Raw genomic sequence first — 25,253 nt, forward strand, 5'->3', positions numbered from 1 at the left:
CTGCTATGTGAAAGTAGGTCATCGCCAGGCTCCAAATAAGAGAAAGCCCGATTCGAAAGAGTCGGGCTTTTTTGCGTTTGTAGCTGTCAGACAGGTAGGTTGGGTAGAGCGGAGCGAAACCCAACACAATCCATGTGAACCTCTTCATAACCCATGGTTAAAAATTCTTAAAATCTCTACTGGTCTAACAGGTTAGCGATCTCTAAAATGGCTTACTTCACCTTGCGCTAATTCGTCTGTTATTAATGAGCTTTACCTCTTCATTGTGCATGACGAATTACCACGCTGTTGGGTTTCGCTGCGCTCTACCCAACCTACGCCAGACCTTCAAGCTTTATCTTGCTAATAGACAACTCTGAAGTGCCTTGGCAGGGCTTTATTGCTTAGGGAGACTCTTACCCAAAAAACCACACCGCGCGGCTGTTCGCTGACATCTGAAAGCTGATAGCTCTTTTTATGTTGGGTTTCGCTTCGCTCTACCCAACCTACGCCAGGCCTTAAAACTTTCCCCTTGCTAACTCGCTAACTTTACTCTAGCAACTCGCAACTCATCAGCTTATGAACCAAAAACAAAAACGCCAGCATATAGCTGGCGTTTTTTAATCTGAGGGTAAGCTTGGTATTAAGCTTTTGGACCTGCTGATTTGATTGCTTCTGAAACATCGTATTTAGCGAAGTTTTCAGTGAAGTCAGAAGCTAGTTTGTTTGCATATTCTGCGTACTTCTCTTTATCTTCCCATGTATTGATTGGGTTAAGAAGTTGGCTGTCTACACCAGGAACAGCCACTGGTACATCTAGGTTTAGAACGTCGATGTGTTGAGTTTCAACATCTGCCAGTTTACCTGATACGATTGCATCAACTACAGCACGTGTAGTCGGGATATCGAAGCGTTGACCAGTACCGTAAGGGCCACCTGTCCAACCTGTGTTAACTAGGTATACTTTAGCGCCGAATTCACGTACACGCTTCATTAGAAGCTCTGCATAAACGCCAGCAGGACGTGGGAAGAAAGGAGCACCGAAACATGTTGAGAATGTAGACTCGATGTCGCTTGTAGAACCGATTTCAGTTGAACCGACTTTCGCTGTGTAACCGCTTAGGAAGTGGTATGCAGCAGCTTCTTCAGTTAGTACTGAAACTGGTGGTAATACACCGCTTACGTCGCATGTTAAGAATACAACGGCTTTTGGCTCACCAGCACGGTTTTCTACTTTACGTTTTTCAACGTGCTCTAGTGGGTAAGCAGCTCGGCTATTTTGTGTAAGGCTTGTATCATGGAAATCTGGTACACGGTTTTCGTCAAGTACCACGTTTTCTAAGATTGTACCGAAACGAATTGCATTCCAAATTACTGGTTCGTTCTTTTGTGAAAGATCGATACATTTAGCATAACAACCACCTTCGATGTTAAATACGCTACCAGGTGCCCAACCGTGCTCGTCATCTCCAATAAGGAAGCGAGTAGGGTCTGCAGATAATGTTGTTTTACCTGTACCAGATAGACCGAAGAATAACGCAGTGTCGCCTGCTTCACCTACGTTTGCAGAGCAGTGCATTGGTAATACACCTTTTGCAGGAAGTAGGAAGTTTTGTACAGAGAACATTGATTTCTTCATTTCGCCAGCGTAGCGCATACCAGCTAGTAGAACTTTACGTTGTGCGAAGTTAATGATTACAGTGCCGTCACTGTTAGTGCCATCACGCTCTGGGTCACATACAAATGAAGGTACATTCATTACCTGCCACTCAGGGAAGTCTGCAGTATTGTATGTTTGAGGTTCGATAAACATGTTTTTGGCAAAAATATGATGCCATGCAGTTTCTGTTGTAACTACAACTGGTAAATAGTGCTCAGGATCAGCGCCAACTTCTAGGTGAGAGATGAAGTGGTCGTTGCTTTTCACGTGTTCTTCTACACGTGCCCATAACGCGTCAAACTTGTCTGCATCGAATGGGCGGTTAACGTTGCCCCATTGGATTTCGTTTTCAGTGCTTGGCTCTTGAACAATAAAACGATCTTTTGGAGAGCGGCCAGTGCGAGCACCGGTTTTAGCAACAAAAGCACCATTAGCGGCTAGAGTCCCTTCGCCACGACGAATAGCGTGTTCGACAAGTTCAGCTGCTGTAAGATCAACAAAACTAGTAGCGTTTGCAGTCATGTTTATACCTAAATTGTGAGAGATTGAACGGGATAGCTCTGGGGTTCTTAGTTTTCCCTTTTGCTAAAATAATAGTAACAGAAGGATTAGGGATATTCGAGTGTCTGAAGGGCCTAAAAAGGCATATATTTGGCAAAAAACATGAATAATTTCAATGATACCGGTGTCATAAAATGACGCATTTTCATGACACCGGTATCATTAGTTTTGATATTATTTTTAATAAAAAAGCCGCACTGATGGCGGCTTTGAATATAATAATATTTATTATGATGTATTAATTAAAAATGGCTTTAATATCTTGCTCGTTGAATATGTAATCTTTTAAGCAATAATGACAGCTAATTTTTACTTCACCATTTGCTTGCACGTCGGCAAGTAATTCGTTTTGACCTACATTAACTAGTGCAGCAATTGTTTTGTCTCTGCTACAACCACAACGGAAACTAATAGACTGTGGTTCGAATAACTGAGGATTATCTTCATGGTAAAGTCGAGTCAGCACAGTGTTAGCATCTAAACCTAGTAACTCTTCATCTTTGATTGTGTTGCTAATCGCTTCTAGATGAGTAAAGTCTTCTACCGACTTTTCTTTATTAACGGGTAATACTTGTAAGAATAAGCCTGCTGCTTTTGCTGTGTCTGCTGTTACTTCAGTTGCAAACCAAAGACGTGTTTTTAATTGTTCCGATTGCTCAAAATAGTTTTCAAGGCATTTATCTAAGCTATCGTGTTCTAACGGTACAATACCTTGGTATCGCTCACCTTTAGTTGGCGTAATTGTAATAACCATATAGCCATTACCAATTAAGTCTTTTATTGAGCTACCGGTTACTTCACCTTGAAGGCGTGCGATGCCTCGCATGTTTTGTTTATCGTCACCATTAATTACGGCATATTTTACTGGGCCATCGCCTTGTAGTTGAACGGCAATTTCGCCTTCAAACTTTAAAGTAGCCGTCAATAAGCAGGTAGCAACAAGTAGTTCACCTAATAAGGTTTGCACAGGTGCTGGGTAATTATGGTTTGCGATCATCTCTTGAAAAGTGTTTTCAATTTGTACGAGTTCACCACGTACATCGAGCTGATCAAATATATAACGATGAAGTAAATCTTGTTGCATGAGTTGCATTACCTAACTTGATTTCATTTTTAACAGTTCACGTCTTTGCTTCTTATCTGGTTTACGATCAGGATGTGGAGCAAAGAAGCTGTTGTTCTTACGGGCGATAGCATTTGCTTCGCGTTTCTCAATGCTTGCTTGAGTTTCTTGGTATAAGGTTTGTGCAATGGGGGCGCCTTGACGTTTTTCAAGGATCTTTTCAATTGTCACTACCTTTTCATCGACCCCTTGTAGTAGTTTAACTACTGCACCTACCTCGACAATTTTACTGGGCTTGGTACGTTGTCCATTATAATGCACTTTGCCACCTTGCACCATGTCTCTTGCTATTGAACGGGTTTTGTAGAAGCGGGCAGCCCATAACCATTTATCAAGGCGCACGCTTAATTCGTCTTGTTTGTCTTGTGACTTATGAGTGTTACCTTTTGACACAATTGTGCTCTTTTATAGCTGCTGATATATAGGCAAAATTTACCATGAAACTTAATCACAAAGAAACAGTCATAGTTATTCCTTGCAGCCCCTGTTCGTTGAATTTACCTTGTTTACAAAGTTTAATATACGTGTGCTTGTTGAATGAAAAATGAAAAGGTACTATAGGCCAGCTATCAAGCAGTAAATTAAAATAAGAAATAGAGTTTATGGATCAACACTTACAACAAGTTAAACAGTTTTTGAACGGCTTACCTCATGCCAAGCTAAGTGCATTTGTAGTGCTGTTAGTTGTTGTTTACATTGCTTTTTTGTCATCCAAGCTGTTTTGGCTTGTATGGCCAGAACCCGATACAAGCGCATTGCCAGTAACAGGTGTTAATACCATGGCAAAGCGAGTTGAGACTGTCAGTTCTCGACAAATAATTGAGCAAAATTTATTCGGCAAAGTTGTTGTCGAAACTAAAAAGTCTGCCGCTAAACAAAATCAAGTCATTAACAACGCCCCTGAAACACGTCTAAGTATTAACCTAACCGGCATTGTTGCTGTAAGCCAAAATGACCAAGCAGGTCTTGCTATTATCGAATCTCAAGGAAAACAAGAAACCTATGTTGTCGATGATGCAATTAAAGGCACTCGCGCCAAGCTTGCTCAAGTATTACCTGACCGAGTAATTTTAGATGTTAGCGGTCGTTTTGAAACGTTAATGCTTGATGGTCTAGATTTTACGAAAACGGTGTCTATGCCAGTGTTAGCAGAGCGTGATGAATCAGAATTAACTGCAGGCCCTCAACTTGTCGAAAATAATGAAATAAATGCGACTGAAGATGAAGAGGTAAAAGAAGCGCTCATCGAAACGCGTGAAGAAGTATTAGACGATCCCGGTAAACTATTTGACTACATTCGCGTCTCTCAAGCGATGGTTGATGGCGAGTTAGTGGGGTACCGCTTAAGCCCAGGTAAAGATCCTGCTTTATTTAAGCAAATGGGACTAATGAATAATGATTTAGCTATTGCGATTAATGGCTATCAATTAAATGATTTGAAACAGGCAATGTCAGCAATAAACGAATTACGAAATAGTACTGACGCAAGTATCACTATCGAACGCGATGGTGAGCAAATTGATGTGCAATTTAGCCTGCAATAACTAGCTTTGGAGTTTTTATAGAATGGTTCACGCGCTACACCTCACAAAAATCAAAAAAGGGTTAGCTAAATATGCAGCGCTTTTTTTATTAACAGGATTATCGCTTTCAGTTTCAGCTGTTGAGTATGCGGCTAATTTTAAAGGCACTGATATTAATGAGTTTATTAATATCGTTGGTAAAAATTTAAATAAAACCGTCATTATTGACCCAAATGTGCGTGGCAAAGTAAATGTGCGCAGTTATGAGTTAATGGATGAAAAGCTTTATTATCAGTTCTTTTTAAATGTACTTGAGGTTTATGGTTATTCAGCTGTAGAGATGGATAACGGTATTATCAAAATTGAAAAAAGCTCTGACGCTAAAAAGTCAAATGTACCGCTTATCACTGAGGATAACCAAGCCAGTGGCGATATGATGGTAACGCGAGTTGTACGTGTTAAAAATGTAAGCGTACAAGAGCTTGGCCCGCTAGTTCGTCAATTTAGCGATCAAAAAGATGGCGGCCACGTTGCTAACTTTAATGCTGCGAACGTGATGATGTTGACCGGCCATGCAGCGTCAGTTAACCGCTTAGTAGAAATTATCCGCTCTGTTGACCAAGCTGGTGACAAGCGTGTTGATATTGTAAAGCTTAAGTTTGCTACCGCAGATGATGTTGTGTCTGTTGTTGAGAATATTTATAAAGATGGCGGTAAAGGAAGCGTTCCAGAATTTCTAATTCCTAAAGTAGTTGCTGATGGTCGAACTAACAGTGTGATTGTCAGTGGTGAAGCGCAAGCGCGTACTCGTGCTGTTGAATTAATTAGCCGTTTAGATGGTGAATTAGAAAACCAAGGTAACACTAAAGTTATCTACCTTAATTACGCCAAAGCAGAAGACCTTGTAAAAGTATTGCAGGGCGTAAGCAAAACACTAGCAGAAGATGCGCAAGGCGGTGCAACTAAAACGCGCTCTCGTAATCAAAACGAAACAAGTATTGAAGCACACCCTGATTCAAATTCACTTGTTATTACTGCACAGCCTGACACCATGCGCTCGCTTGAGCAAGTAATTGAGCGTCTTGATGTGCGTCGTGCGCAAGTTTTAGTTGAAGCTATCATTGTTGAAGTTTTAGAAGCTGATGGTATCAACTTAGGCTTACAGTGGATTTCAGAGCAAGGCGGAATGATGCAGTTTAACAACGGCACAACAGTACCAGTTGGTTCGTTAGCCGTTGCAGCTGAGCAAGCACGCGATAAAACGATTGAAGGTACGGTTGTAGGTACCGAAACTGGTACAGTCACCAAGACTTCTGAAACACAAGAAGGTGACTTAACGGCACTTGCCTCATTACTAGGTGGTATCAATGGTTTAGCCATGGGGATTGTTAAAAACGATTGGGGTGCAATTATCCAAGCTGTTTCAACCGATACAAACTCTAATATTCTTGCTACGCCGTCTGTGACAACTATGGATAATGAAGAAGCATCGATGATTGTAGGTCAAGAGGTACCTATTATCACAGGTTCGCAAACAGGCTCAAATAATGCGAATCCATTCCAAACAGTTGAACGTCAAGAAGTAGGTGTAAAACTTAAAGTGACACCACAAATCAATGACGGTTCAGCAGTTCAGTTAACGATTGAGCAAGAAGTGTCAAGTGTGAGTGGTGCTACTGCGGTTGATATCTCAGTAAACAAACGTGCCATTAAAACCACGGTTATGGCTGATGATGGTGGTATGGTTGTACTGGGCGGCTTGATTGATGAAGATGTGCAAGAAAGTGTCTCTAAGGTGCCATTATTAGGTGATATCCCAGTACTTGGCCATTTATTCCGCTCAACCAGCACCAGTAAGCGTAAACGTAACCTGATTGTATTTATTCGCCCGACCATTGTACGTGATGGCATCAGCATGAATAAATTAAGCCACTCAAAATATAACTTTATCCGTGGCGAACAACACAAACAAAAAGAAGATGGTATTGATTTAATGCCATTAGAAGATGCGCCAATTCTTCCAGAGTGGGATGATGCCTTAGTATTACCACCAACTTACGAAGAATATCTAAAACAACAAAACGCGAATGAGCGCAATGATGACTAATGCAATTTCTGAAATCAATGACGAGCTAGCATCAGACGTACCAGCTAATCATGATGAGCTGCTAACAAGTGATGATCTTGTTAGCTTGCCAACTAAGCGGTTGCCATTCTCGTATGCGCGTCGCACAGGTGTGCTGTTAGGTAAAGATCAAGACAACTGGACAGTTTATTACCGCGGTGAGTTGGATGTTAACGCTTTACTTGAGGTGCGTCGTATTGCGGGTCATGGTTTTTCGCTAGAACAATTACCTGATGATAAATTTGAGCTGTTGCTTGAGGCTTCTTATCAGCGTGATAGTTCTGAAACACAGCAAATGATGGAAGATATCGGCAACGAGGTTGATTTATTCTCGCTTGCAGATGAGTTACCGCAAACTGAAGATCTCCTTGCAGGTGATGATGATGCGCCAATCATCAAGCTGATAAACGCGATGCTCAGCGAAGCAATTAAAGAAGGTGCTTCAGATATTCATATCGAAACCTTTGAGCAAGAGCTGGTAATTCGCTTTAGGGTTGATGGCATATTAAAAGAAGTTTTAAAGCCGAATCGTAAACTCGCTTCACTGTTGGTGTCGCGTATTAAGGTTATGGCGAAACTAGATATTGCTGAAAAGCGGATTCCGCAAGATGGCCGTATTAGTTTGCGTATTGCTGGTCGTGCCGTAGATGTGCGTGTATCGACTATGCCATCAAGCTTTGGTGAGCGTGTCGTGCTACGTCTACTTGATAAAAACAACGCACGCCTGAACCTAGAAGATTTAGGTATGACTGAGCGTAACCGTGAATTGTTTGCTGATTTAATCAGTAAGCCGCACGGTATTATCTTAGTAACCGGTCCTACGGGTTCTGGTAAAAGTACCACCTTATATGCGGGTATGAGCCAAATCAACTCACGGGACCGCAATATTCTTACCGTTGAAGATCCAATTGAGTACGAGATCCCAGGCATTGGTCAAACTCAGGTTAATACCAAGGTAGATATGACCTTTGCCCGAGGCTTACGTGCCATCCTTCGTCAAGACCCTGACGTCGTAATGGTGGGTGAGATCCGTGACCTTGAAACAGCACAAATTGGTGTGCAAGCGTCATTAACCGGTCACTTGGTTATGTCAACACTGCATACTAATACAGCTGCTGGTGCTATCACGCGTATGGAAGATATGGGTGTAGAGCCTTTCTTACTGTCATCATCGTTACTCGGTGTATTGTCACAACGTCTTGTACGTACTTTATGTAATAGCTGTAAAGAAGGTCACATTGCTGATGAGCGCGAGTGTCAGTTATTAGGTGTCAATCCTGCTGAGCCGCCAACAATTTATCGTGCAGTTGGTTGTGAAGAGTGTAACTTTAATGGTTATCGCGGTCGTACTGGTATTCATGAGTTGCTGGTTGTTGATGAAACAATTCGCGAAATGATCCACAGTGGTAAAGGCGAACAAAGTGTTGAGAAGTACATTCGTAAACATAGCCCAAGTATTCGCCAAGATGGCTGTAATCGCGTACTTGCAGGTCGCACTACCTTAGAAGAAGTCTTGCGTGTAACACGTGAGGAAGGTTAATCATGGCAGCATTTGAATACCGTGCCCTCGACGGCAGAGGTAAAGAGAAAAAAGGCATCCTTGAAGCCGATACGGTAAAGCAAATCCGCCAAACTTTGCGCGATCAAGGTTTAATGCCTTTAGAGGTCGTTGCTGCTGCAGAAGGTGAAAAGCAAGCGACTGGGGCAAAGGGCTCTTTATTTGGGAGTTTCTTTAAACCAAAAATTTCGACTTCAGATTTAGCATTAATCACTCGTCAGCTTGCAACCTTAATCCAGTCAGCATTACCTGTTGAAGGGGCTGTCATGGCGGTGGCTGAGCAATGTGAAAAGCCGCGTTTAAAGCGCATGCTTATGGCAGTGCGCTCAAAGGTTGTTGAAGGTTATACCTTAGCTGATGGCATGAGCGAGTTTCCGCATGTCTTTGATGATTTGTATCGTGCTATGGTGGCAGCTGGTGAAAAATCGGGTCACCTAGACCAAGTTTTAAATCGTTTAGCAGATTACACGGAACAACGTCAGCATATGCGTAGTCAAATCACACAGGCGATGGTGTATCCAACCATTCTTGTGGTATTTGCTATTGCGATTGTCTCTGTATTGTTAGGTACTGTGGTACCTAAAATCTTGAAGACCTTCGAAAAATCAAAACAAGTATTACCCTGGACGACTGAATGGGTAATGGCCGCCAGTAATTTTGTGCAAAACTACTGGTTTATTAGTTTAGTCATTATATCCGTGTTAGCTGTGGCCATTAAGCAAGCGCTTAAACAGCCGCATATTCGTTACTGGTATGACGAAAAAGTGCTGCATTTACCGGGCATTGGTAAGGTAGCTCGCGGTGTTAATACGGCGCGTTTTGCCCGAACTTTAAGTATTTTATCGTCAAGCTCAGTGCCGCTACTTGAAGGGATGCGTATCTCTGGTGGTGTACTGGCTAACGAAAAAATGAAAAAGTCGGTGCAAGATGCTGCAACACGTGTAAGTGAAGGGGCGAGCCTTCGTGCTTCACTTCAACAAACCAAACTTTTCCCACCTATGATGCTACACATGATAGCCAGTGGTGAAAAATCAGGTGAACTTGAGCAAATGCTGGAACGTGCTGCAAATAACCAAGATCGTGAGTTTGAGAGCATGGTAAACGTGTCTCTGAAACTATTAGAGCCCGCGATGATTGCTTCAATGGCGGTAATTGTATTGTTTATTGTTATGGCAATACTACAGCCGATTATGGCAATGAATAAGGCTGTAGGTCTTTAAATTAGGGAACACTAGAGCAATTAGCAGCTAACACTGCAGCTCTATAATAAATTTTTGAAGAAAGTTAGAGGTATTTTTGTGAACAAACAGTCAGGTTTCTCATTACTAGAAGTCATGGTAGTACTGGTTATCATCGGTATGATCATGTCAATTGTGGCGCCAAATATCATGGGTCAGCAAGAAGAAGCTGCAATCGATAAAGCACACCTAGATATTCAACAAATTGAAGATGCGTTAAGCCTATACAAGCTTAAAAACAAAGCGTATCCAACCACAGAACAAGGCTTAGAAGCGCTAGTAAATAAAACAAGCATTGAGCCAATTCCAAAGCGTTTTCCTGATGGCGGTTTCCTTGAGAAGTTACCAGAAGATCCATGGGGTAATCCTTACCAGCTAATCAGCCCAGGAGAAATCGGTAAAATTGATATCTTCTCAATGGGTCCTGATGGTGAAGCAGGTACTGATGATGACATCGGTAACTGGGATGAAGAAAAGTAATAATGCCTAAATTCAGCCAACTGAGCAAAGCTTATACACATCAAGGCTTACTATTATGGTAAGCCTTGGTCGTTTGCGTTTGGCTGGCCGTGCTAAGCACGCGAAAGGGTTTAGCCTCATCGAAATATTAATGGTGCTCGTGGTGATTGGTTTTGTCACCAAAATGGTTGCCTACAGTTTTGATGGTGGTGCTGAAGAAGAACTCGAAAAACAAGCGCTCAGATTACACACTACGATTAATATGGCGTCTGAGTTTGCGATTTTAAATCAGGTTGAGCTGGGTTTTCATCTTGACCAAGATACATTTGAATTTTTAGTTTTTGACGGTGATAAGTGGGTTACTTTTGACCGTGAAAAATTGTTTGCCCCAATTAAGGTTGATGAGCGCTTTGAACTCACTCTTAACCTTGATGATTTAGCCTGGGCACAAGATAACTTACTAGAGCAGTCCAACTGGCGTGAATTAATGAGCGGTGGTGACGAAGACAGCTTACTTGAGCTGCAAAAGCTCAAAATACCGCAAGTCCTTATTTTATCTTCTGGCGAAGTCAGTGCGTTTCAATTGATTTACGAGCTTAAAGATGAGCGTGAACCACAATATTTTATCGAAGGCGAATTTATGGCCCCGGTAAAGTTTCGTATGGAGCCTGAGTAATGAATAAGTCAGCAGGTTTTACCTTACTCGAAGTGATGGTTGCCTTGGCTATTTGTGCAATGGCCGGTATTGCCGCAATGCAGGCAACCGGTGAGCACATTAATCACCTATCGTCGATTGAAGAACAAACTTATGCTTCTTGGGTTGCCGAGAACGTAATGGTGGAGCAGCGCGCTAAAGGCGATAAATGGACAGGCAAAAGTGGCGTCAAAGGCACTGAAACACTCGCTGGTTTTGAATGGTACTGGCGTCAGGATGTGGTTCCTACTGCTGATAAAACCTTTGTAAAGGTCACCATTAACGTATTCGCCGATTCAAAGCTTGAATACCCAGTGTATGAGCTTTCTACTTATTTGAATAAAGGTGATAAGTAGTGAAGCAACGCGGTTTTACCTTACTTGAAGTAATTGTCGCCATGGGCATTTTAGCCTTTGTGGTGTTATCGACCCATCAAATTCTTGATTCGACAACCAAAGCAAAAGAAGCCTCAGACGAGACGATTGCTGAGTTAAATGGTTATCAAACCTTATTTCGTTTGATGGACCAAGATTTTAGTCAAATGACTAAACGTCAGGTTCGAAACGAAGCCGGTGATTTTCAAGACACGTATGTTTTGGCTGGTCGTTATATTCTTGATAGCCAATACGATGGTATTGGCTTTGTTCGTGATGGTTGGATTAACCCGATTAATCTACTGCCGCGCTCTGAACTGCAAGCGGTTGGTTATCGCGTGATAGATGATAATCTTGAACGAGTGTATCGGGTGTATGTTGATCAACTAGATAACATGGAGCCGCGCTCACAAGTTATTTTAGAAGATATTGAAGATCTGAAGTTTGAATTTTTAGATGACAAAGACGAGTGGCAAGAGCAGTGGCAAATTAAAGCGCTGCCAAAAGCGGTTGCAGTCACTATTCAAAAAATAGAACAGGAGCCAATTCGTCGCGTGTTTTTGGTGCCAGGTGAGGGCAAAGTAACTACTCAAACAAATAATAGTAATAACGGCGCTAATGGTAATAACAATAATAATAGCGGAACGGGTGGCTAGTCATGACTACAATGAATCGCTCCAAAGGTGCGGCGCTTGTTATTGTGCTATTTATTGTGGCGCTGGCTGCGATGTTAGCCGTTGAGATGAGTGCTAATTTAATGGTGCAAGTGCAGCGTAGTAGCAATATTCAAAACCATCAACAGGCTAAATGGTATGCCTTTGCAGCTGAAGAGCTGGCAATTAAAGCACTAAAACAAACTAAAAAAGATGATCCTGATAAAACGCATTTAGAGCAAATTTGGGCACAGCAGGGCGGGGTTCCTTATCCTGTTGATAATGGTACCTTAAGTGGCACGATTACTGATTTACAAGCATGTTTAAACTTAAATGCATTGCATGTAAAACCAGATCCGCAGACGGATCCAAATAATAAAACGAACCCAGCACATAAGGCATTGTTGGCATTATTAGAAAACATTGAGAATTTACCAACGTATGAATCAGAAGAAGCCATGGCCGATAGTGTGTTTGATTGGTTAGATGAAGATAGTATTACCTATCGCTCAGGTGCAGAAGAAGATGAGTATTTATCTCGACAATACCCATATATGACGGCAAATAGTTACTTTGCTTCGACCTCTGAACTTCGTTTGGTAAAAGGTTTTAACCCACTCGTTATGGAGAAACTCTTACCATTTGTGTGTGTTATTCCTGGCAGTGAGTTGCTGCAAATAAACGTTAATACACTACCTGCAGAAAGTGCGATTTTATTAAGCTCGCTTATTGATGGCTTAAGCCTTTCAGGCGCTGAAGCGGTATTATCATCACGTCCTCAAGATGGGTATGATGATTTAGAAGCTTTTTTTGAAGAGGTTAACCAACAAGGCGCACAAAACGTGAAAGCCGTTGAAAATCTATTCAGTATCAACAGTGAATATTTTAAACTACAAACGCAGGCTGAATTTGCAGAGTTGCGTTTTTCGATGACCACCTTACTCCATGCCACTAATGGTACAGTAACGATACTGGCGCGAAAATTTGGAGGCGTACAGTGACAGAGATATTGTTGATCCGTACGGGTCAAACGTTAAAAGACAGCCTTAACTGGCTAATTTACTCACCAATAGAACAAGAAATAATTGCTAGCGGCGAAATTGCCAATGCAACACAACTTGGTGAGCTAACAGAAAAAGCACAATCACGGGAAGTAGTCGCACTTTTACCAAGCGATCAGGTACAACTTAAAACAGTTACCCTACCAACTAAGTGGAACCGTAAGTTAGAGCAAGCACTTCCTTACATGCTAGAAGAAGAAATAGCCTGTGATGTTGATGACTTATTCATAGCGATTGCTGAGCCAACACTTGTTGATGAAAAGCACGCTATTAACATCGCGATGACCGATCGTGAATGGTTTGAGCAATGGCTAGCAGAGTTTAATGAGCATGGCATCGAAGTATATAAAATACTGCCGGATGCTTTATTGTTACCTGATGTTGATGACAACACTCAGTTACGCGCTATTGAGCTTAATGGCCAGTGGCTATGTAAACAGGGTAACTGGCATATTGCCGCTGTAGAGCGGAACTGGCTTGCTGGCTATTTAACAGCATTAGGTAACCCTGATGTTGCACACTTTAGCCCTGCAACGGCTTTTCCTGATACTGTTAACCTTAGTGCTCAAACGCAGCAATACGATTTACCTTTAGCCTTATTCGCTAAGCAGTTACCTGAAGTGAAATTCAACCTTCGCCAAGGTGTTTATCAGCTTAAGAAAAAATCAGCGATTTGGTGGGGCTATTGGCAAAAAGCAGCTATTGCAGCAGGTGTTGCACTAGTTTGCAGTGTGGGTGTTAAGTCGCTTGAGCTTTATAAGTTAAATAACCAGCTTGAAGCCGCAAAAGCAGAAGTGGTTGCTAATTATCAGCGTGCTTTTCCAAATAAAAAAGTGCGACCTCAGCTTATCCGTAGTCAAATTCGCAGCGAACTTGCATTGATAGAAGGTGGCAGCACTGCTGGCTTCTTAGATTTGACTAACGATCTTGTCTCGATTTTTAGTGAAGTAAACGACTTCACACCAGAAACGCTTCGCTATGATCAAGGTCGTAACGAATTACGTATTCGCGCGCGCGGCAAAGATTTCCAGTCATTTAGTAAAGTAAAAGCAATTTTAGAACAGCGTGGCTTAACCGTAGATCAAGGCTCGCTGAACAATGATGGTGATTATGTCGTTGGTGAAATTAAGTTACGAGGTGCGGCATGAAAAACCAAATAATCAATTATTGGCGCTCGTTAAAAGAACAAGAGCAGCAACTTGTAATGGTTGCAGGTGGTGTGTTTGTTATTTTTGTGCTGGTTATGGGGGTCTTTCGTCCACTTAACGCTGCTATCGAAAAAGCAGAGCAAGACACAATAAAACAGCAAGAGCTGTTGGCGTGGGTTGATGAAAGTATTGTTAAACTTAAAGCGAGTGGTAATGCACGTAATACGAGCAGCCGTAGCTTAAGCCAAATCGTTAATAGCACCCGTAATCGTTATCAAATTATCATTAGCAAAATGCAGCCAAATGACAATTCACTTCGTTTAACCATTGACTCTGTTGAGTTTAATAACCTTGTTGAATGGTTAGATGAACTGGTTAATTCACATGGTGTGCTAATCGAGAATTTAGATTTAAGTAAAGATGACAAATCAGGCTTTGTGCGTGTAAGTCGTTTGGTACTAGAGAAGTAAACGATGAAAAGAGTTATTTTATTAATCACAGTGTTTGTGATGTGTTTTTTGGTGTTTACGCTGGTAAAAACACCCGCTGCCGTTGCACTTGATTTAGCCAAGCCACATTTACCAAAGCAATTACAATTAGGTAAAGCCAGTGGCACGCTATGGGACGGGCGCATTATGCAGGTACGTTTTGATGGTGAGCAATTAAACAATGTGCGTTGGCAATTGTCGGGGTGGTCACTGTTTACAGGTAAATTAGTGGGTACGGTACGTTTTGGTGATCCTCGTGATAAAGCGGATATTTCAGGCCATGCTGATTTTTCTTACGGTTTATTTAACCAAGCGGTTACTGTGAAAAAGACTACTTTACGCTTAACAGTTGAACGTGCCATGCAACGTTTACAACTACCTTTGCCGATTAGTGCGCAAGGTCGTGTGATTGTAGATTTAGATGAGTACAGTTCAGGCGAGCCTTATTGTGAAAGTCTAAGCGGCGAAATTGCGAGCCCGAACATTGATGTGAAAGGAATGAATAACTGGTTTAGCATTGGTCCTTTAAGTGGCCGTTTAAGCTGTAAATCCGGTGATGTAGCAGTACTTGTAGACCCTGAAAACCGTTTAGGGCTTGAAGCTGATGCAGTATTAAAAGCGAACCTAGACTTTAAAGTAGCTGGTTATATTAAACCTGAAGCAAGCTTACCGAAAGAAGTGCATGATGCTGCGAAGTTTCTTGGTCGTCCTGATAACGAAGGTCGTTATCCGCTTAACTTTTAAATTGGATTAATTGAATAGTATGCAATTACCTGAGTTTTCAAAGCAGCAAAGCGAGCTTTTAAGTCAGTTTTTAGCGCAGCATCAAGATGCGCTTAGCTTGGCGCAAACCCAAGGTTATTTATTTGCGGTGATCTGTGCTCCTGAGCCGCTTGATGTTCACCAGTGGTTAGAAGAAGTTGCACCTGGTTCTGATGGGCAAATGGATGAGCAAGTGCTGTTTGCATTTATGGCTTTATATCAACAGATCAGCGAACAAGTATTCGAGACGGGTTTTGCATTACCTGTGAGCCTACAGCTGAGCTCGCAAGGGCAACAATACCTAGATATTCAAGAATGTCAGCATTGGAGCCAAGGTTTTATGCATGGTGCGCAAGGTTACGTTAACAAGCTATTAAGCGCGCCACAGTTAGCTGATGAGTTAAAAGAAGCCTTGGCTACAGCTCTGCAAAGCTTAGGCTTTTTTACCCTTGAAGCGAGTGAAATTGCAGCCCTTGCAACTGATAATGGTTTATCAGAAGGGCAACTATGCCAGCAGCAATATGAAGTAATGAATGAATTCGCCGCTGGCTTTGCAGAGTTAATTGAAGTCGTTGCTGTAAATAGCCAACTATATAATGATGAGAGCTGGAACTAACCCAGCTCGAGTAGGATGTTTGTGCAACCTTTGGCACAGCATACAACGCCTTTACCTGGCTGATCAGTTTTCAAATCTAAGGTGAGGGCGCCTTTACACTCTTCGCAGTATAAGGTTTGACCCTTGCCCAGCTTCTTTAGCATATTACGTTGTTTAGCAAACGAGTCGCTGGTTTTTTTGTTTAAAGCAGAAAAGTCCATTACTTGTTTAGCCTTTCTTCAAGCGCATTCGAAACAATACTACAAACACGATTCAAGCGTTCGCCATAAAAGTACAAGTTAATATCTTTTTCACGGCAATAATGAAGGTGAAAGAGTTGTAGTTTATCGTCGGTAGTGAATGTGTCTTCAATATACTCAAGCTCTGAGTTTGATAAATTAAGTTGTGACTTAATATTATTTTTAGCCATATTAGCGGCAGGACTTCGGTTTACCTTACTAGCATCAGAAATCATACCGACTCCCTCACCTAGTAACCTGTCCCTAGGTTCTTTGATCAAAGGATGATCAATTGTGAAAAGTGCTAAAATTATAAGCACTAAGATGAGAAATTTTTTCATAGTCCAATAAACTTTGATCTAAATGAATAGGTGGTAGCTGCAAGTTTAATAAAATGGTTGTTTTAAAAGCAAGCAGATACGATTAAATAGTTAAAAGTTCGTATATGAAATCTAACCCTGAAATTTTCCATAGATTGAGTATAATGCAATATATAGATTTAAAGTTTCAGAAATCTTTGAACGTAATGAGATGTATTCTGATTTGCTTATTGGCACAGAAACCTCTTACTGCAAACATATGTTTGAGTATTATTTCCTAGTGGCGTTGAGGAATTTTAATGGATAATCAGATTAAGGTTAAAAATATCCCAACGGAAGTAAAAATCCAGAAACCGGAAAATGCTTCCCTCGATGATAGATTTAATCCACGTAACCGTATTTATGTTCGAGCTGTAACTGGCTTACACCAATTGTTAAGGCAGCGAATTGGTTTTATCGGCATGCTTGCGTTCATGCTACTACCTTGGATCAACTTCCATGGCCAGCAAGCTGTACTGTTCGATTTGGTAGGGCAAAAGTTTAACATTTTTGGTTTAACGCTTTGGCCACAAGATCTGACTATCCTTGCTTTCATTTTAATGTTGGCGGCGTTTGCGTTGTTCTTAGTAACTACTTTCTATGGACGGGTTTGGTGTGGTTATACTTGCCCACAAACTGTTTGGACTTTCATTTTTATTTGGTTTGAAGAAAAGTTTGAAGGTACAGCTAATCAGCGAAAGAAACTAGATCAACGCCCGATGGACTTTGATAAGTTTTGGCGAAAAAGCGCCAAGCACGGTAGCTGGTGGTTATTCTCACTTTATACAGCGTTTACTTTTGTTGGTTATTTTACGCCTATCCGCCAGTTGCTACCTGATCTTTTTACCCTTGATGCAACAGCGTATTCGTATATTTGTTTAGCCGTATTTGCAGTCTGTACTTATGGTAATGCGGGTTGGATGCGCGAGATTATGTGTTTACACATTTGTCCTTATTCTCGCTTTCAATCAGCTATGTTCGATAAAGATACCTTTACCGTGAGCTATGATGAGGCACGTGGTGAGAGCCGCGGCCCACGTTCACGCAAGCAAGATCCAAAAGAGCTTGGCTTAGGTGATTGTATCGACTGTAACTTATGTGTGCAGGTGTGCCCTACGGGGATCGATATTCGTAACGGCTTACAATATGAGTGTATTAACTGTGGTGCATGTATCGATGCGTGTGATGGGGTGATGGATAAAATGAATTACCCACGCGGCCTTATTTCCTACACCACAGAACGCAACTTAGAAACGCCAGACAACAAAACACACGCACTGCGCCCTAAGTTAATTGGTTATTTAGTTATCTTAGTGGTGTTAACAGGGGCGCTGGTGGCAAATATTGCGATGCGTAAACCGATGGAGTTGGATATCATCCGTGACCGTAATCAGCTATACCGTGTTGACTTTAATGGCCTAGTTGAAAACACCTATACACTAAAAGTAATTAACAAAGCTCAGCATCAGCAAACCTTTAATATTCGTGTTGAAGGGCTTGATAACTTTGAGTACATTGGCAAACAAACTTTCACAGTACCTTCTGGCGAGTCTTATAACGTGCCACTGTCATTGGTTGTTGATCCTTATGATTTGAAAAAGCCGATGACGAAGTTTGAGTTCGTACTTTCTGTCGATGGTGAGCCTGATGTGCAGATTTCACAGCCGAGTAACTTCTTTAAGGCGCGATAATTAAGTACACTGAGCGAATGAATAAAAAGCGGGATTTTCCCGCTTTTTTTATATGATGAGGCATTATGAGTAAATTTAGTTTTGTAGACCTTACACCCGATTCAATTTTAGATGCGGTTGAAAGTATCGGTGTTTATGCTGAATCAGGGCTGCTGGCATTAAATAGCTACGAGAACCGTGTTTATCAATTTAAAGCAGAAGATGGCCATCGTTATGTTGTTAAGTTTTACCGTCCAGAGCGCTGGAGTAAGGCGCAAATCTTAGAAGAGCATGCATTTGCATTTGAACTCGCTGAGGCCGAAGTGCCAGTTGTTGCACCTGTAATTATCGAAGGGCAAAGCTTATTTGAGCATGATGGTTATTTGTTTACGTTATTCCCAAGTGTGGGGGGCCGCATTTTTGAAGTTGATAATTTAGATCAACTTGATGTACTTGGCCGCTTAATTGGGCGAATGCACCAAGTAGCAAAAGCAAAGCCATTTGAACATAGACCTGTGATCAGCTGTGAAGAATATCTTAAGACAGCTAAAGTTCAGTTACAGGCAAGTAACTTGGTGCCAATGGCATTAGAGAACGCCTTTTATACTATTTTAGATTTGGTGATCAAAGAAACCACACAGCAGTATAAAAATGTTGAAACTATTCGTCTGCACGGTGACTGTCATGCCGGCAATATACTGTGGTCTGGTGATGCATTAATGTTTGTTGATTTAGACGACAGCCGACAAGGGCCTGCAATTCAAGATCTTTGGATGATGCTCAGTGGCGATCGTAACAATCAACTGTTACAGTTAGACACTTTAGTCGCAGCGTACGAAGAATTTAGCGATTTTGATCACAGCCAATTAAAGCTGATTGAACCACTTAGAGCGATGCGAATGGTGCATTACATGGGCTGGTTGGCGAAAAGGTGGGATGATCCTGCGTTCCCGCGGAACTTTTCATGGTTTGCTGAAGACAAATACTGGGAGCAGCAAATACTAGCGTTAAAAGAACAGCTTGCAGCGCTACAAGAAGCACCATTAAAATTATTACCATAAATTTTTAAAGTTAATAAAGTCGAGAGAACAATGTTTAAAAAATTAAAGTTAAGTCTACTCATTTTATGTTTACCTTTTGCGGCCTTTGCTGCTGATTTTGAAGCAGGTAATCAATACGAAGTATTAAAAGTTGAGAAAAGTGCAACACCTCAAGTAACCGAGTTCTTTTCATTTTATTGCCCACACTGTTTTCAGTTTGAACCAGTTGCAAAAGCATTAACGGCAAGTCTTCCTGAAGGGACTGAATTTGTAAAAAGTCATGTTAACTTTTTAGGCGGTGTGTCTAAGCAAACTCAAAGTAACTTAAGCTATGCCTACTTAATTGCTAAGCAACATGGCAAAGCAGAACAAGTAGCTGATCAAATCTTTAACAGCATCCATAGACAACGTGCTTTACTTAAAGACATGAAAGACGTTAAAGCACTACTTGCAACTAATGGTATTAGTAATGAAGTGTTTGATGCTGAAATTGCAAGTATGCCAGTGATTAGCGCTGAAAAAGCGATGCAAGATAAGCAGCAAAAATATTCAGACATGGGCGCCTTAACAGGTGTACCAACTTTTATCGTCAATGATAAATACAAAATTAATTTAAATACCATCAAGAGCCAGCAGATGCTTGATGAATTAGTCGAATTTTTATTAAAACAATAATTTTGGAGTAAAGAAGTAATGATCAAGTTAGTAAAAGCTGTATTAATGGCTGCCACGCTAGGTTTAGCGGCAAATGCCTCAGCTGCTCAATATGAAGAAGGTAAGCATTATGAAACGATTGATGCACGCGCTTCTAAAAAGCCAGAAGTAAAAGAGTTCTTCTCATTCTATTGTCCAGCGTGTAATAACTTTGAGCCTGTTGTTAAGGAGTTAAAGCCATTACTAAATAAGGGCATTGCATTTAAGAAAAGTTCGGTGAATTTTGTAGGGCCTCGTAATGATGAAATTCAAACTATCTTAGCGCAATCTACTGCAGCAGCTGCCGTGCTACCTCAGAAAGAGGCGATTACAGCAGCTGTGTTTAATCATATTCACGGTAAGCGTGCTCGTATTAACGAACTAGCTGATATGAAAGACATCTTTGTTTCACAAGGTGTATCGGCTGAAGATTTTGATAAGTACTACAACAGCTTTTCTGTACGTACTATGGCGTCTAAAATGAAACGCGACCAAGAATACTACCAACAAAAAGGTGCTTTAAAAGGCGTTCCAACTTTTATTGTTAATGGTAAATACCGTTTAATCTTAGGTGCGGACTCAGGCATCAGTGATGCAAAGAGCATGGCAGATTTAATTAACTACCTAGCTGATAAATAAGCTAATTAGTTAAATTTAATTCAAAGCTCCGTTCGCGGAGCTTTTTTATTGGTAAAGCAAATGCAAAAACTATTAGTTTCAAGCTGTTTGTTAGGAAACCCTGTTCGTTATGACGGGCAATCGCAAAACTTACTCCATCCTGGTTTAGAAACACTTAAACAGCAAGAAAGGCTCGTTGCATTCTGCCCTGAAGTAGCTGGTGGCTTACCTACACCAAGGCCGCCTGCAGAAATCAAAGTGGGTAGAGTACTTACCAAAGATGCGCAAGATGTCACAGTGCAGTTTGCTTATGGCGCAGAACAAGCACTTAAACTTTGCAAAAAACAGGGCATTCGCTATGCGTTGTTAAAAGAATCAAGCCCGTCATGTGGTCGCAATACTATTTACGATGGTAGTCATTCAGGAAAGAAAATTTCAGGGATGGGGTTAACTGCAAAGCTGTTAACTGACAATGGTATAGCTGTATTCAGCGAGCAGCAGTTGCCAGCGCTATTTGCTGCGCTGGCAGAGTGATTTTATTTACGTTGTAAAAACACACCTGATTCAATGTGATGGGTGTAAGGGAATTGATCAAAAATTGCAAAACGTTTTACTTCATGGGTTTTGCATAAGTGATCAAGGTCACGTTCTAGGGTATCGGGATTACACGAGATATAAATAATGTTGTCGTAGTTCGCAACTAGGTCACAAGTTAGCGTGTCCATACCAGCACGTGGTGGATCCACCAAGATTGTTTGGCAGTTATAGCTTTTCAGGTCTATGCCATCTAAACGAGAGAAGGTACGTTCGCCTTTCATTGCTTGAGTGAACTCTTCACTCGACATACGAATGATATCTAAATTCTCAACCTTGTTTTGTGCAATATTGTATTGTGCTGAGTAAACCGATGATTTTGAAATCTCAGTGGCTAATACGCGGTCGAATGAGCCTGCAAGAGCAATCGAAAAGTTACCATTCCCACAATATAACTCCAGTAAGTCATTATTGAGTGGTTGGCAAAGGGCTTGTGCCCACTCTAGCATCTTGATATTTACTTTCGCATTCGGTTGCGTAAAGCTATTTTCGACTTGTTGATAAATAAGCTCTTTACCGTTTACGTTTAAACGCTCGATAACATAGTCATTACCAATCACTTCTTTTTGCTTACGAGCACGGCCAATAAAATCAATCTTAAACTGTGTGCTCAGTTTTGCTTTAAGCTCTTTAATTGCTTGTAGCCACTGCTCATCTAGTTGTTTGTGATACAACAAGCTAACAAGGATCTCGCCACTTAAGCTTGAAAGGTAATCGATTTGAAACAGCTTACGGCGCAGAACTTCATTGTCTTTTAAGTTTTCGCTCATCGCTTGCATCACTTCACCCACTAAAGGTGCTGCAGGGTCAAACTCATCTACGCGGATCTTTTCTTTAGTTTGTTGATCAAACATGATGTGAAACAGGTCTTCACCTTCATGCCAAACACGAAACTCTGCACGTTGGCGGTAATGAATAGGATCAGAGCCGAACACTTCTAATTTTTCGACCCCAAAACGTCGAAACTGTGAGGTGATGCGCTGCTCTTTCTCACTCAATTGTGCATCATATTGAGTTGTATCAATTTTTATAACCGCCATGGCTGATTACCTTTTATCTCTTAGCTTTATAACGGCGCTATTGTAGGGAGCGCTGAGGATTTGTCTAGTTTTGTTATTTATTTTAGTGTCGTTTTTTTATACAAAAAACTTAAGTTCTTTGGTTTTTGGCCGATAATGAGTTAACCATAACATGGAGTCGGATCATGAAAATTGGCAACCTAGGCTATATGCCTAATACAAATGTGAATAAATACAATGGTAAACAGGCTCTGCAGCAGCCTACCATTCAAAATCGTCAAGATAGTTATCAACAACGCGGTCGTGAGCTCGCGGCAAAAGTTCTTGATGATAAACTTGCTGAGGCACTTGGTTTACCTAAAGCCGAAGAGAAAAAAGATAAACCGCTGTTCGACTTTGAAGAGATCGTGAAAAACGTACTCGACTTTGTTGGCGGTGCACTTCGTAAAGCAAAAGCCGATGGTGCTGATGATGAAAAACTCAAAGGCATGCTAGGTGATGCACGTAAAGGTGTGCAAATGGGCATCGACGATGCGTATGATGAGCTTAAAGAGTCAGGTATTCTTAACGATGACATCGAAGAGGGTATCGAAAAGTCTAAAGAAGGTATCTTTAAAGGTATTGATGAATTAGAGGAAGACTTGTTCAATCCTAAACCTAATGCGGTTTCAGTTAGCCAAGCTCAATACATCAGTTTAAGTAATAACGCAGAGTACACTTTCACCACCGCTGAAGGTGACGAAGTAAGTATTAGCTTTGCTGATGCATACGAAAGTAAGTCTGCAAGCAGTTATAGCAAAAATGGCGACAACGAAGCCTTTGTCAGTGAGTCTTCGCAATCACGTGATTTATCATTCTCTATGTCGGTCAATGGTGATTTAAATGAGCAAGAGCAGCAAGCTATCAATGAATTGATAGAAGACTTGCAGAGTGTTAGCGAAACATTCTTCTCTGGTTCATTAGAAGAAGCCTTTGAACAAGCTAAAGAGCTGAACTTAGGTAACGAGCAACTAGTCGGCTTTACCATGGATCTAAAACAAACCAAAACAGTAGCAGCGATTAAAGGGTATGAAGAATATAAACCTGCTCCTGAAAAAGAAGTTGCTGAGAAAATAGCGCCATTTAATGACGATTTGAAACAGGCGTTTAATAAAGCGGGCGATATTGGTTTGCAAAATGAACTGGCTGGCATCTTACAATGGTTAAACCAAGATAAAGAAGAAGTCAGTAAGCTGGTGGATTATACCAAAGCAATGTTCGAACAAATGAATAAGCTACGCTCGTCAACAGAAGAAGAGGCATAGTCCTTTCTTTCTTTTTATAAAGCTGCATGGCAAACTGCTGATCTTTGATGATCCGAGGTAAGCAGTTTGTCAGTTCATATAATGGTGTTTGATTCTGGTATAGGTGGAACAACCGTACTTGAACAGATCCAAGCATTGATCCCAGATGCTGATTATAGTTATTTTATGGACAATGCTTTATTGCCCTATGGCGCGCAAAGTCAGCAAACGATCATAGCCCGCCTTTTTGCGCTACTACAGTTTATCGAAACAGCAAACTTACACGTTGATATCCTAGTTATTGCGTGTAATACCGCCTCTACCTCTGCCTTAGAAACTATTCGCCAGCACACAAATATAGAAGTTGTCGGGGTAGTACCTGCGATAAAACCCGCTTGCGCTATAAGTAACAGCAAACATATTGGTTTACTGGCAACACCATCAACTATCAAGAGTCGCTATACTGCAAACTTAATTAGTACTCATAGCCAAGACACACAAGTCAGCTTATATGGCTCAACTGAGCTGGTAGAAATTGCAGAAACACTATTTCATACGCAGAAAATCAATAAAGCAAAGCTTGAGAATGTATTGAGTGATTTAGCGATAGCAGAAGATATAGATGTATTGGTACTTGGCTGTACACACTTTCCATTACTAGCCAGCGCGATTAGTGACTACTATAAACAACAGATCTTCCTTATTGACTCAGGCAAAGCGATTGCTAAGCGCGTTGAAAGTTTAATTGCTCTACGAGGCTTTACTCTTACTACAGATAAAAAAAAGCCGCTGCACTATTATGCAACGGCTCCTATTGGTCATTCGCAATTAAGCGTTGAGCTTATTACGCTGACTGATCAGATCCCTCACGAAAGCTGTTAGCTTCGTTCTCTTGTTTTTGTTTTGCTTCACGCACTTTTAAAGTACGTTGTTGGAATTCGCTATCATTTAATTGATTGATTGCTTTATCTGCATCAGCTTCAGCCATTTCAACAAAACCAAAGCCACGACGTTTACCTGTATTTTTATCTTTTAATAAACGTACATTGAAAACTTTGCCTTGTTCTTCGAATAAAGCACGAACAACACCTTCATTAGCACGATAAGGTAGGTTGCCAACATAAAGTGTTTTTGTTTTTACTTCGGCCTCCTCACTTGACGCTGATGAAAGTGCTGCAATAACTAAAGCACCAATTAATAAGCCTGCACCAAATAGCAATGCTGGGTCTAAAGCTAAGCTTGCAAGTGCGAACTTAACAACCACAAAACCTAAAACAGCAAGAATAACGGAGAAAAGAAAAGATTTTTGATCGGGTAATTTCATTTTGATCTACCAATAAACAAGAAATAAACATTAATTTAACATTGTGAACTTGCTATCTTAACGAGTTAAATGAACATAGCAATGAAATTTGCATTAAATTATGAATATTGGCTTAAAAAACAGCCATAATAGCGACCGTTTTTGCTGTTTTCGGTAAATTTAGTTCGCTTTTTGAGCGAACAGTAAAAAGATCGAAAAAAAGTGTTGATCTGTTTTTGGATCTCCCTATAATGCGACCCCACTGACACGGCGGGCAGCAACGAAAGACGCTAAACAACGTAGCAGAGAGTTAAGTGAAACTTCGGTTTCAAATAATCGAAAGAAAGTTTGAAATTAAGTGTTGACTCGAAAAATTAAGGATGTATTATACGCATCCCTAGCGACAACGTCGCAACGTTCTTTAACAATATAAA

General features: G+C 41.0%; 28 protein-coding genes. 21 read left to right on the top strand and 7 right to left on the bottom strand.

The window, feature by feature from the left end:
* Positions 1–196, top strand: a 196-nt coding sequence (locus JIG37_RS22545) for a hypothetical protein (protein WP_206769731.1), incomplete at its 5' end; no start/stop codon positions are given.
* A gap of 426 nt (positions 197–622) precedes the next feature.
* Here JIG37_RS22545 and JIG37_RS10815 read toward each other — a convergent pair.
* The 3 genes from JIG37_RS10815 to hslR form a co-directional block, all read right to left on the bottom strand.
* The gene (locus JIG37_RS10815; protein WP_138601257.1) at positions 623–2,161 is read right to left on the bottom strand and encodes a phosphoenolpyruvate carboxykinase; all 1,539 of its coding nucleotides are present in this window, start codon (positions 2,159–2,161) and stop codon (positions 623–625) included.
* A 277-nt stretch (positions 2,162–2,438) separates the two neighbouring features.
* Positions 2,439–3,284: an Hsp33 family molecular chaperone HslO gene (gene hslO, locus JIG37_RS10820; protein ID WP_054554862.1), complete on the bottom strand. Its 846-nt coding sequence runs from the start codon at positions 3,282–3,284 to the stop codon at positions 2,439–2,441.
* 12 nt (positions 3,285–3,296) lie between these two features.
* Entirely contained in the window at positions 3,297–3,716 is a 420-nt protein-coding gene (gene hslR, locus JIG37_RS10825; protein WP_054554838.1) for a ribosome-associated heat shock protein Hsp15, read from the bottom strand.
* 209 nt (positions 3,717–3,925) lie between these two features.
* On the opposite strand from hslR, the gene gspC reads away from it, so the two are divergent.
* From gspC to JIG37_RS10890, 13 genes are all read left to right on the top strand, one after another.
* A complete protein-coding gene (gspC, locus tag JIG37_RS10830; protein ID WP_138601248.1) occupies positions 3,926–4,867 on the top strand; it encodes a type II secretion system protein GspC in 942 nt (313 codons plus the stop codon).
* A 22-nt stretch (positions 4,868–4,889) separates the two neighbouring features.
* On the top strand, positions 4,890–6,953 hold the full coding sequence (gene gspD, locus JIG37_RS10835) for a type II secretion system secretin GspD (RefSeq protein ID WP_054554840.1): 2,064 nt from the start codon (positions 4,890–4,892) through the stop codon (positions 6,951–6,953).
* Positions 6,946–8,511, top strand: a complete 1,566-nt coding sequence (gspE, locus tag JIG37_RS10840; protein ID WP_280517215.1) for a type II secretion system ATPase GspE — start codon at positions 6,946–6,948, stop codon at positions 8,509–8,511. The genes gspD and gspE overlap by 8 nt, the downstream gene beginning before the upstream one ends.
* A 2-nt stretch (positions 8,512–8,513) precedes the next feature.
* Complete coding sequence (gene gspF, locus JIG37_RS10845; RefSeq protein ID WP_199529354.1) at positions 8,514–9,749, top strand: type II secretion system inner membrane protein GspF; 1,236 nt, start codon at positions 8,514–8,516, stop codon at positions 9,747–9,749.
* 78 nt (positions 9,750–9,827) lie between these two features.
* Positions 9,828–10,247 carry a type II secretion system major pseudopilin GspG gene (gspG, locus tag JIG37_RS10850; RefSeq protein ID WP_054554843.1) on the top strand — a complete coding sequence of 140 codons (420 nt, stop codon included), beginning with the start codon at positions 9,828–9,830 and terminating at the stop codon, positions 10,245–10,247.
* A 55-nt stretch (positions 10,248–10,302) separates the two neighbouring features.
* Positions 10,303–10,902, top strand: a complete 600-nt coding sequence (locus JIG37_RS10855) for a prepilin-type N-terminal cleavage/methylation domain-containing protein (protein WP_054554844.1) — start codon at positions 10,303–10,305, stop codon at positions 10,900–10,902.
* Positions 10,902–11,276, top strand: a complete 375-nt coding sequence (gene gspI / locus JIG37_RS10860; RefSeq protein ID WP_199529355.1) for a type II secretion system minor pseudopilin GspI — start codon at positions 10,902–10,904, stop codon at positions 11,274–11,276. The genes JIG37_RS10855 and gspI overlap by 1 nt, the downstream gene beginning before the upstream one ends.
* Positions 11,276–11,950 carry a type II secretion system minor pseudopilin GspJ gene (gspJ, locus tag JIG37_RS10865; RefSeq protein ID WP_138601245.1) on the top strand — a complete coding sequence of 225 codons (675 nt, stop codon included), beginning with the start codon at positions 11,276–11,278 and terminating at the stop codon, positions 11,948–11,950. The genes gspI and gspJ overlap by 1 nt, the downstream gene beginning before the upstream one ends.
* 11 nt (positions 11,951–11,961) lie before the next feature.
* On the top strand, positions 11,962–12,948 hold the full coding sequence (gspK, locus tag JIG37_RS10870) for a type II secretion system minor pseudopilin GspK (protein WP_199529363.1): 987 nt from the start codon (positions 11,962–11,964) through the stop codon (positions 12,946–12,948).
* Positions 12,945–14,156: a type II secretion system protein GspL gene (gene gspL, locus JIG37_RS10875; protein ID WP_199529356.1), complete on the top strand. Its 1,212-nt coding sequence runs from the start codon at positions 12,945–12,947 to the stop codon at positions 14,154–14,156. Before gspK ends, gspL begins: the two co-directional genes overlap by 4 nt.
* Positions 14,153–14,626 carry a type II secretion system protein M gene (locus tag JIG37_RS10880; RefSeq protein WP_054554848.1) on the top strand — a complete coding sequence of 158 codons (474 nt, stop codon included), beginning with the start codon at positions 14,153–14,155 and terminating at the stop codon, positions 14,624–14,626. The genes gspL and JIG37_RS10880 overlap by 4 nt, the downstream gene beginning before the upstream one ends.
* Positions 14,627–14,629: 3 nt before the next feature.
* Entirely contained in the window at positions 14,630–15,388 is a 759-nt protein-coding gene (locus JIG37_RS10885) for a type II secretion system protein N (RefSeq protein ID WP_138601242.1), read from the top strand.
* 19 nt (positions 15,389–15,407) lie between these two features.
* Positions 15,408–16,022 (top strand): YecA family protein, encoded by a 615-nt coding sequence (locus JIG37_RS10890; protein WP_166339812.1) that lies wholly within the window; start codon positions 15,408–15,410, stop codon positions 16,020–16,022.
* Here the strand turns inward: JIG37_RS10890 and JIG37_RS22685 are convergent.
* Positions 16,019–16,222 (bottom strand): hypothetical protein, encoded by a 204-nt coding sequence (locus tag JIG37_RS22685; RefSeq protein WP_054554851.1) that lies wholly within the window; start codon positions 16,220–16,222, stop codon positions 16,019–16,021. The genes JIG37_RS10890 and JIG37_RS22685 overlap by 4 nt on opposite strands.
* Positions 16,222–16,581, bottom strand: coding sequence for a hypothetical protein (locus tag JIG37_RS10895; protein ID WP_054554852.1), 360 nt, complete (start codon positions 16,579–16,581; stop codon positions 16,222–16,224). Before JIG37_RS10895 ends, JIG37_RS22685 begins: the two co-directional genes overlap by 1 nt.
* A gap of 278 nt (positions 16,582–16,859) precedes the next feature.
* Between JIG37_RS10895 and ccoG the strand changes: the two genes are divergently transcribed.
* From ccoG to JIG37_RS10920, 5 genes are all read left to right on the top strand, one after another.
* Positions 16,860–18,290: a cytochrome c oxidase accessory protein CcoG gene (ccoG, locus tag JIG37_RS10900; protein WP_138619575.1), complete on the top strand. Its 1,431-nt coding sequence runs from the start codon at positions 16,860–16,862 to the stop codon at positions 18,288–18,290.
* Between the two features lie 65 nt (positions 18,291–18,355).
* On the top strand, positions 18,356–19,330 hold the full coding sequence (locus JIG37_RS10905; protein WP_199529357.1) for a serine/threonine protein kinase: 975 nt from the start codon (positions 18,356–18,358) through the stop codon (positions 19,328–19,330).
* 30 nt (positions 19,331–19,360) lie between these two features.
* Complete coding sequence (locus JIG37_RS10910; RefSeq protein WP_138601233.1) at positions 19,361–19,984, top strand: thiol:disulfide interchange protein DsbA/DsbL; 624 nt, start codon at positions 19,361–19,363, stop codon at positions 19,982–19,984.
* Between the two features lie 18 nt (positions 19,985–20,002).
* Positions 20,003–20,641, top strand: coding sequence for a thiol:disulfide interchange protein DsbA/DsbL (locus tag JIG37_RS10915; protein WP_199529358.1), 639 nt, complete (start codon positions 20,003–20,005; stop codon positions 20,639–20,641).
* Positions 20,642–20,701: 60 nt separating this feature from the next.
* The gene (locus tag JIG37_RS10920; RefSeq protein WP_187491119.1) at positions 20,702–21,154 is read left to right on the top strand and encodes a DUF523 domain-containing protein; all 453 of its coding nucleotides are present in this window, start codon (positions 20,702–20,704) and stop codon (positions 21,152–21,154) included.
* Between the two features lie 2 nt (positions 21,155–21,156).
* Here JIG37_RS10920 and trmA read toward each other — a convergent pair whose 3' ends face one another.
* Positions 21,157–22,254, bottom strand: coding sequence for a tRNA (uridine(54)-C5)-methyltransferase TrmA (trmA, locus tag JIG37_RS10925; protein ID WP_199529359.1), 1,098 nt, complete (start codon positions 22,252–22,254; stop codon positions 21,157–21,159).
* A gap of 164 nt (positions 22,255–22,418) precedes the next feature.
* On the opposite strand from trmA, the gene JIG37_RS10930 reads away from it, so the two are divergent.
* Together JIG37_RS10930 and murI are read left to right on the top strand one after the other, a co-directional pair.
* The gene (locus JIG37_RS10930; RefSeq protein WP_199529360.1) at positions 22,419–23,537 is read left to right on the top strand and encodes a DUF5610 domain-containing protein; all 1,119 of its coding nucleotides are present in this window, start codon (positions 22,419–22,421) and stop codon (positions 23,535–23,537) included.
* Between the two features lie 66 nt (positions 23,538–23,603).
* Complete coding sequence (murI, locus tag JIG37_RS10935) at positions 23,604–24,398, top strand: glutamate racemase (RefSeq protein WP_199529361.1); 795 nt, start codon at positions 23,604–23,606, stop codon at positions 24,396–24,398.
* Here murI and JIG37_RS10940 read toward each other — a convergent pair.
* A complete protein-coding gene (locus JIG37_RS10940; protein WP_054564068.1) occupies positions 24,361–24,840 on the bottom strand; it encodes an RNA-binding protein in 480 nt (159 codons plus the stop codon). The two genes, murI and JIG37_RS10940, sit on opposite strands and share 38 nt — an antisense overlap.
* Positions 24,841–25,253 lie beyond the last annotated feature (413 nt).

This window comes from Pseudoalteromonas sp. bablab_jr010, from assembly GCF_016464105.1.
GTDB classification, from domain to species: Bacteria; Pseudomonadota; Gammaproteobacteria; order Enterobacterales; family Alteromonadaceae; genus Pseudoalteromonas; species Pseudoalteromonas simplex.

Bases quoted from the DNA above. Each gene is read 5' to 3' on its own strand.
- JIG37_RS10815 (WP_138601257.1), bottom strand. From the start codon at position 2,161: ATGACTGCAAACGCTACTAGTTTTGTTGATCTTACAGCAGCTGAACTT.
- hslO (WP_054554862.1), bottom strand. From the start codon at position 3,284: ATGCAACAAGATTTACTTCATCGTTATATATTTGATCAGCTCGATGTA.
- gspC (WP_138601248.1), top strand. From the start codon at position 3,926: ATGGATCAACACTTACAACAAGTTAAACAGTTTTTGAACGGCTTACCT.
- gspD (WP_054554840.1), top strand. From the start codon at position 4,890: ATGGTTCACGCGCTACACCTCACAAAAATCAAAAAAGGGTTAGCTAAA.
- gspE (WP_280517215.1), top strand. From the start codon at position 6,946: ATGACTAATGCAATTTCTGAAATCAATGACGAGCTAGCATCAGACGTA.
- gspF (WP_199529354.1), top strand. From the start codon at position 8,514: ATGGCAGCATTTGAATACCGTGCCCTCGACGGCAGAGGTAAAGAGAAA.
- JIG37_RS10855 (WP_054554844.1), top strand. From the start codon at position 10,303: ATGGTAAGCCTTGGTCGTTTGCGTTTGGCTGGCCGTGCTAAGCACGCG.
- gspI (WP_199529355.1), top strand. From the start codon at position 10,902: ATGAATAAGTCAGCAGGTTTTACCTTACTCGAAGTGATGGTTGCCTTG.
- gspK (WP_199529363.1), top strand. From the start codon at position 11,962: ATGAATCGCTCCAAAGGTGCGGCGCTTGTTATTGTGCTATTTATTGTG.
- JIG37_RS10880 (WP_054554848.1), top strand. From the start codon at position 14,153: ATGAAAAACCAAATAATCAATTATTGGCGCTCGTTAAAAGAACAAGAG.
- JIG37_RS10885 (WP_138601242.1), top strand. From the start codon at position 14,630: ATGAAAAGAGTTATTTTATTAATCACAGTGTTTGTGATGTGTTTTTTG.
- JIG37_RS10890 (WP_166339812.1), top strand. From the start codon at position 15,408: ATGCAATTACCTGAGTTTTCAAAGCAGCAAAGCGAGCTTTTAAGTCAG.
- JIG37_RS22685 (WP_054554851.1), bottom strand. From the start codon at position 16,222: ATGGACTTTTCTGCTTTAAACAAAAAAACCAGCGACTCGTTTGCTAAA.
- JIG37_RS10895 (WP_054554852.1), bottom strand. From the start codon at position 16,581: ATGAAAAAATTTCTCATCTTAGTGCTTATAATTTTAGCACTTTTCACA.
- ccoG (WP_138619575.1), top strand. From the start codon at position 16,860: ATGGATAATCAGATTAAGGTTAAAAATATCCCAACGGAAGTAAAAATC.
- JIG37_RS10905 (WP_199529357.1), top strand. From the start codon at position 18,356: ATGAGTAAATTTAGTTTTGTAGACCTTACACCCGATTCAATTTTAGAT.
- JIG37_RS10910 (WP_138601233.1), top strand. From the start codon at position 19,361: ATGTTTAAAAAATTAAAGTTAAGTCTACTCATTTTATGTTTACCTTTT.
- JIG37_RS10915 (WP_199529358.1), top strand. From the start codon at position 20,003: ATGATCAAGTTAGTAAAAGCTGTATTAATGGCTGCCACGCTAGGTTTA.
- JIG37_RS10920 (WP_187491119.1), top strand. From the start codon at position 20,702: ATGCAAAAACTATTAGTTTCAAGCTGTTTGTTAGGAAACCCTGTTCGT.
- trmA (WP_199529359.1), bottom strand. From the start codon at position 22,254: ATGGCGGTTATAAAAATTGATACAACTCAATATGATGCACAATTGAGT.
- JIG37_RS10930 (WP_199529360.1), top strand. From the start codon at position 22,419: ATGAAAATTGGCAACCTAGGCTATATGCCTAATACAAATGTGAATAAA.
- JIG37_RS10940 (WP_054564068.1), bottom strand. From the start codon at position 24,840: ATGAAATTACCCGATCAAAAATCTTTTCTTTTCTCCGTTATTCTTGCT.